6 protein-coding genes are annotated in these 7055 nt (G+C 61.6%); 4 read left to right on the forward strand and 2 right to left on the reverse strand.

The window, feature by feature from the left end:
• Positions 1-33: 33 nt before the first annotated feature.
• The 4 genes from NKJ91_RS25080 to NKJ91_RS25095 all read left to right on the forward strand — a co-directional run bounded on the left by NKJ91_RS25080 (position 34) and on the right by NKJ91_RS25095 (position 5375).
• Positions 34-1221, forward strand: a complete 1188-nt coding sequence (locus NKJ91_RS25080) for an amino acid ABC transporter permease (RefSeq protein WP_023677634.1) — start codon at positions 34-36, stop codon at positions 1219-1221.
• Between the two features lie 4 nt (positions 1222-1225).
• The gene (locus NKJ91_RS25085; RefSeq protein WP_352457674.1) at positions 1226-2383 is read left to right on the forward strand and encodes an amino acid ABC transporter permease; all 1158 of its coding nucleotides are present in this window, start codon (positions 1226-1228) and stop codon (positions 2381-2383) included.
• 70 nt (positions 2384-2453) lie between these two features.
• Positions 2454-3203: an amino acid ABC transporter ATP-binding protein gene (locus NKJ91_RS25090; RefSeq protein WP_031212005.1), complete on the forward strand. Its 750-nt coding sequence runs from the start codon at positions 2454-2456 to the stop codon at positions 3201-3203.
• A 255-nt stretch (positions 3204-3458) separates the two neighbouring features.
• Positions 3459-5375: a multicopper oxidase domain-containing protein gene (locus tag NKJ91_RS25095; RefSeq protein ID WP_352457675.1), complete on the forward strand. Its 1917-nt coding sequence runs from the start codon at positions 3459-3461 to the stop codon at positions 5373-5375.
• 74 nt (positions 5376-5449) lie between these two features.
• On the opposite strand, the gene NKJ91_RS25100 is transcribed toward NKJ91_RS25095, so the two are convergent.
• Both NKJ91_RS25100 and NKJ91_RS25105 read right to left on the reverse strand, forming a co-directional pair.
• Positions 5450-6163: a HoxN/HupN/NixA family nickel/cobalt transporter gene (locus NKJ91_RS25100; RefSeq protein ID WP_352457676.1), complete on the reverse strand. Its 714-nt coding sequence runs from the start codon at positions 6161-6163 to the stop codon at positions 5450-5452.
• Positions 6164-6193: 30 nt separating this feature from the next.
• On the reverse strand, positions 6194-7055 hold an 862-nt coding region (locus NKJ91_RS25105; RefSeq protein WP_352457677.1), incomplete at its 5' end, for a cation diffusion facilitator family transporter.

Genomic DNA, 7055 nt, shown 5'->3' on the forward strand with positions numbered 1-7055 from the left:
GCCTTCCGGTCTCTCTTTCCAGGGGACTGTCGAATGGCATCGCAGGAAGTTCTTCGCGAGGAGCCAAGCCGCGGTTCCTTCATCAATGATCCGCGCGTCCGCGGCATATTCTTTCAAGCACTGGTCCTCGTCCTGCTGGTAGCGGGTGTCTGGTGGGTTACCCACAACGTCATCGCCAATTTGACGCGGCTGCACATCGCTTCCGGCTTCGGCTTTCTTAAGGGCCGCGCCGGCTTCGACATCAGCGAAAGCGCCATCGCTTATTCATCGGATTCGACCTATTTCCGTGCCATCCTGGTTGGCTTTATCAACACCGTGATCGTTGCTGTCGTCGGCATCATCACCGCCACCATCATCGGTTTCATCGTCGGCATCGGCCGGCTGTCGCATAACTGGCTGATCAGGAAGATCTGCACCGTTTATGTCGAGGTGTTCCGCAACATCCCACCGCTGCTGGTCATCTTCTTCTGGTATTCCGGCGTGCTCGCCGTGCTGCCGCCGCCGCGCGAGAGCATCAATCTGCCGTTCGGCTCCTTTCTCAACCAGCGCGGCTTCTATTTTCCCCGCGCTATATGGGGCGAGGGCTCCTGGCTGATCCTGGTCGCACTGCTCCTCGGCATCGCCATGGCCTGGTTCGTCGCCCGCAAGGCGCGGCAGCGGCAGATGGCGACGGGACAGCCATTCCCGGTGTTCTGGACATCCATGGCGTTGATCGTCGGCCTGCCGCTGCTGGCCTACGCGCTGAGCGGCTTTCCGCTGAGCTTTGAATTTCCAAAGCAGTCGACCTTCAATCTCGTCGGTGGCTTTCAGGTCAGGCCCGAGTTCCTGTCACTCTATCTGGCGTTGTCCTGCTATACGGCCGCCTTTATCGCCGAGATCGTGCGCGCCGGCATCAGGGGCGTCAGCGCAGGCCAGACCGAGGCGGCCGCGGCACTCGGGCTGCGCTCGGGATCGATCCTCAGGCTTGTCGTCGTGCCGCAGGCGATGCGCATCGTTATTCCGCCGCTGACCAGCCAGTATCTCAATCTGACCAAGAATTCCTCGCTCGCCATCGCCATCGGCTATCCGGACCTGACGGCGACGGCCGGCACGGTCTTGAACCAGACCGGGCAGGCAGTCGAAGGCGTGGTGATCATGATGGCGGTGTACCTGGCGCTCAGCCTGATCACGTCGGCGATCATGAACGTCGTCAATGCCAGGATGGCGCTGGTGGAGAGGTAGGGCCATGCAAGAGCACGATATGTCCTGGGTGCGGACGGAGATGGCGCTGGCGCAGCCGGCGCCGTCGAGCGAGCGCGGCATCACCGCCTGGGTCCGCAAGAATCTGATCGCATCGACCGGCGACACCATCCTGACCATCATCGGCATCGTGCTGGTTGCCATGATCCTGCCGCAGATCGTCAATTGGGCTTTCATCAACGCCCAGTGGACGGGACCGGACCGCACGGTCTGCGCCACCGTGGCGCAGGGCGGCATCCAGTCGGACGGCTGGACCGGCGCCTGCTGGGCTTTCGTCAACGCCAAGTTCGGCCAGTTCATGTTCGGCCGCTATCCCCTGGAAGAGCGTTGGCGCCCGATCCTGGTGGCCATCCTCTTCGTGGCGCTGCTGGTGCCGCTGCTCATTCCGCGCGTACCGCGCAAGGGGCTGAATGCCATTCTTCTCTTTTTTGCACTGCCGGTCGTCGCCTTCGTTCTGCTGATCGGCGGCATGTTCGGCCTGCCCTATGTCGAAACCCCGCTCTGGGGTGGACTGCTGGTGACACTCAGCCTGTCCTTTGTCGGCATAGCTGTGTCGCTGCCGGTCGGCATCGTGCTGGCGCTCGGCCGGCGCTCGAACATGCCGATCGTCAAGCTGCTGTGCGTGATCTTCATCGAGACGGTACGCGGCATCCCGCTGATTACGGTGCTGTTCTTTGCCAGCGTGATGCTGCCGCTGTTCCTGCCGGCCGGCGTCAGCTTCGACAAGTTCCTGCGCGCGCTGATCGGCGTGTCGCTGTTTGCCGCCGCCTACATGGCCGAAGTGGTGCGCGGCGGCCTGCAGGCGATCCCCAAAGGCCAGTATGAGGGCGCCGATTCGCTCGGCCTCAGCTACTGGCAGAAGATGGGTCTGGTCGTCATGCCGCAGGCGCTGAAGCTGGTCATTCCCGGCATCGTCAACACCTTCATCGGCATGTTCAAGGACACCAGCCTGGTCATCGTCATCTCGATGTTCGACCTCCTCGGCATCGTCAAGCAGAACTTCTCCGACGCCAATTGGGCGACGCCGCAGACGGCCAGATCCGGCCTGGTCTTCGCGGCCTTCATCTTCTGGCTGTTCTGCTTCGGCATGTCGCGCTATTCAATGTACACGGAACGCCGTCTCGACACCGGCCACAAACGCTAAAAAAGGGGACCTTGTCATGGCCATAGAAAACGCCGTCAGCGCGGAAGAGATCAAGGTCAATGCCGCCAAGATGCACATTTCCACCACCGATGTCGCCATCGACATCATCGCCATGCACAAATGGTACGGCGAATTCCATGTGCTGAAGGACATCAATCTGAAGGTGATGCGCGGCGAGCGTATCGTCATCTGCGGCCCGTCGGGCTCCGGCAAATCGACGATGATCCGCTGCATCAACCGGCTGGAGGAACACCAGAAGGGCAAGATCATCGTCGACGGCAAGGAACTGACCAACGATCTGAAGAAGATCGACGAGGTGCGCCGCGAGGTCGGCATGGTGTTCCAGCATTTCAACCTGTTTCCGCATCTGACCATTCTGGAAAATTGCACGCTGGCGCCGATCTGGGTGCGCAAGATGCCGCGGAAACAGGCCGAGGAAATCGCCATGCATTTCCTCAAGCGCGTCAAGATCCCGGAACAGGCCAACAAATATCCCGGCCAGCTTTCCGGCGGCCAGCAACAACGCGTGGCGATCGCCCGCTCGCTGTGCATGAACCCGCGTATCATGCTGTTCGATGAGCCGACCTCGGCTCTCGACCCGGAAATGATCAAGGAAGTGCTGGAGACGATGGTCGGGCTGGCCGAGGAAGGCATGACCATGCTCTGCGTCACCCACGAAATGGGCTTTGCGCGCAAAGTCGCCAACCGGGTGATCTTTATGGATCAGGGTCAGATCGTCGAGCAGAACACGCCGGCCGAGTTCTTCGACCACCCGCGCCATGAGCGCACGAAGCTGTTCCTGTCGCAGATCCTGCACTGATCCTGTACGCCGGTTCGGGACAAGACCGGCGGACCGGGCTCTCTGTCTTGCTGGCTTCGCGCGTATTCGACGAGCGCTGACCGTGCGCTGCGCGAGAAGATAGCAAGCGTGCTTCAAGCCGTTCGAGTGACCACCTTGCAACCTGGTAACTAAGGCCGGCACGGATCATAAGCGCGCCGGCTGCGTTCATTGCCATTGGGAGTTGTATAACAAGCAGCGTGGGCGCGTGCGGCGGCAGGTCAAGGTTTCATCCTGATGCTCATCCAACCGATCGATTATTTTCTTGTCGTCTGGTTCGCGCTGGCGCTGGCTTCGACGCTTTATGTCGGCTTCGACCAATATCGCAACAATCCCGAGCCGGTGGTGATGAAATGGGGCTTCATCCTGGTCACCCTCTATATGGGTCCGCTCGGCTTGCTGCTTTACGTGCTCGCGGACAAGGAGCCACGGCCGGGCGAGCATGAGGTGTTCACCCGGCCGCTCTGGAAGCAGGGCGTCGGCTCCACCATCCACTGCGTCGCCGGCGATGCCACCGGCATCATTCTTGCCGCCGCCATCACGGCGGCGCTCGGCCTGCCGATGTGGATCGACCTGATCGTCGAATATCTCGCCGGCTTTGCCTTCGGCCTGTTCATCTTCCAGTCGCTGTTCATGAAATCGATGATGGGCGGCACCTATTGGGAAAACGTACGCAAGAGCTTCCTGCCCGAGTTCATCTCCATGAACTTCATGATGGCCGGCATGGCGCCGGTCATGAGCTTCCTGATGATGGGCCGCGACATGCGCGCGATGGAACCGACGGAGCTGCTGTTCTGGGGCGTGATGTCGATCGGCGTCATCGCCGGTTTTGCGCTTGCCTATCCGGCCAATGTCTGGCTGGTCGCCCGGGGGCTGAAACATGGGTTGATGACACAGCGCGCGCAGGCAGCCGGCATCGATGGTCGAGAGCAGCCTGCAACGAGGCAACATGCGCAGATGCAAATGCAGCAGGCCGACGCCAGTGGCCATCGCGGACAGCGCCACGATATAGCTTCCCACAAAGGCAAAGGCGGCGGCCATCACATGGAGACGGATGCCACAACGCCGCAGGTGGCTGCCCTGGGTGCCGTCTCCCTGCTGGCGCTCGCCATCGGCATGATCGCGCCGGCGAATTGGCTGAACCTGACGCTGTCGGCACGCGACGTCGGCGGGGTGATCATGCCGCAAGGCATGATCATGGATCGCGACACGCCGGCTGATACGATGCGCGACATGGCCGCTACCGATCCACGTCTCGTGGCCGCCTCTTATGGCCTGACGGCAAGGGGCGACCAGGAACTACCGTTTCGGATAGAGAACGGCATCAAGGTGTTCGAGCTCAGGCCTTCAGTGGTCCGCTGGCAGATACTGCCGGACGTCGCGGTCGACGCCTATGCCTATAATGGCCAGATTCCCGGCCCGCGAATTCACATTCGCCAGGGCGATCGGGTCAGGATCAACGTCACCAACGGCCTGCCTGAAGAAACGACGGTGCATTGGCATGGCTTGATCCTGCCGAACCAGATGGATGGGCCGGCCGAGATCACCCAGGCGCCGATCGAGCCCGGCCAATCCTATTCATACGAATTCACCGCAACCCAGCGCGGAACCTATTTCTACCACCCCCATGCCAAGCCGGACCGGACCCAGGCGCTCGGCCTCTACGGTGCGCTGATCATCGATCCCGCCAATCCCGCCGACGAGGTCGCGGCCGACCATGATTACGTCATCCAGCTTCAGGAATGGCTGGTGCGGGAAGGGCTGACCTACCCGTCGATGCCGATGGACGGCGGCATGCCGAATTTCTTCACCATCAACGGCAAGGCCTATCCCTCGACCGAGACGATCCCGATGAAGGTCGGCGAGACGCTCAAGGTGCGGTTCATCGGCACCAACAACGGCTTCATCCATCCGATGCATATCCATGGCGGACCGTTCGAGGTCGTTGCCCGCGACGGCGAGACGGTCCCCGCTTCGGGTCGTTTCCTTGCCGATACGATCAACGTCGGGCCGGGTCAGCGCTACGACGTGATCTGGAAGGCGCAGCGTCCGGGCAAATGGCTGATCCATTGCCACATCCCGCATCACACCACGAACAACAATGTCGAGGAGAAGGGCGGCGGCGGGCTGATGGTCGTGATCAATGTGACATGACCGGCGTCGCCTAGGCTCGTTCCAGCCGGTGCACCGGCCCGGACGCCATGCAATGGCTGGGGCCAAATTTTCTCTCAAAATGAGGTGATCTGCCAGACAGCGACGCCGGCAAGGGCGAGACCGGCGGCGCCCTCGATGGCCCGGGAGATGGTTTCGAACAGCCGTGGCTGGCGCGCGAAAAACTGTACAAGCCGTTCCCGAAACACGATCGACAACACGGCGACGCAGGACAGCGTCAGCGCCACGCCGACCATCATGGTGATGGCAAACAGGACGCCCGCTGCCGGAACACCCCTGGACATCGCGAAAGTCATCGCGAAAAGCGTAAGCGGACATGGGATCAGGCCTGCCATGACGCCGACAGCCTCGCCCTCGTGCCTGTGGTGATGGCTGTGGCTCAAAGCGCGCCAGAGCATCCAGACGCCAATGAGGCCGAGCAGCCCGCGACTGATGTGCTCCAGAAGCGGAGCGCGGCCGACGCTGCCCAATGCTATTGATACCAGTGGTAGCGAGAGAGCCGCAATCAGAACGGCAATCGTCACATGCGTGAACGATAGCGTGATAGATACGAGCAGGCCGCGCGAGACCTTCGCATCCGAACCGGCAAGATAAGTCGCCAGGACGGCCTTGCTGTGCCCCGGCGTCAGCGCATGGGCAGCCCCGAACACGACGCCCATCGGCAGGAAGGCCATGAACGCCAGCCAATTGCCTCCGGCCGCAAGCAGCTTGATCTGTTCGCCGAGCGTCAGATAGATCGTGCGCTGAAATTCGACGAGCGTCTGGAACATCGGACGAGACTAGCAGAAAATCGGCGAGCGTCAGTGCATGTGGCCGTGGTCATGCGTGTGCTCGTGAGGATGGTCGTTCTCTCCACGTTCCGTTGAAAACCGCACATTCGCCTCAGCCAGGGCCGGCATATGCTGGGATAGTTCGTCCTTCAGCGCTGCGGCGATCTTGTTCGCCGCCGACAGCGGCAGGGTTTCGTCCGCGGCAATTGCGATGTCGGCATGCAATCTATGACCGATCCAGCGCGCCTTGGCATCGACAATGCGCGCGCCCGGAACATGCTCGGCGGCATGTCGGATTTCGTCCATCACACCGGGTTCGATTCCATCCAGCATGCGGGTCAGCACCGAGCGGGCCGATTGCCAGACGATACCGAAGATCGCAATCGTGATCAGCAGACCGACGATCGGATCGGCCAAGGAAAAGCCGAACCAGACGCCGATGGCTCCGATGACCACGGCAAGGCTGGTAAGTCCATCTGTGCGGGCGTGGTAGCCGTCGGCAATCAGTGCCGCGCTGTTGATTTCGCGACCGACGCGGATACGGAACACGGCAACCGCCTCGTTGCCGAGGAAGCCGACAATGCCCGCCGCAGTCAGCCAGCCCAGGTGTGTCACCACTCGTGGATTGATCAGCCTGTCGATGGCTTGGTAGGCAGCGACTACAGCGCTGAACAGGATGATGAGCACGATGATGATGCCGGCCAGATCCTCGACCCGGCCAAAGCCATACGTGAAGATCCGCGACGGCTTGCGCCGCGCCAGCACGAACGCAATCCATAGCGGGATCGCCGTGTTGCAACCAAGTTCGAATGTCGCGATGTCAGCAAAGTAGAAATGTCGCATAACGGTGCCGCCGGCTGCGACGTGAGCGCCCGACCGGGCGTCAGCTGGT

Source organism: Mesorhizobium sp. M0040 (assembly GCF_040323505.1).
GTDB lineage: Bacteria > Pseudomonadota > Alphaproteobacteria > Rhizobiales > Rhizobiaceae > Mesorhizobium.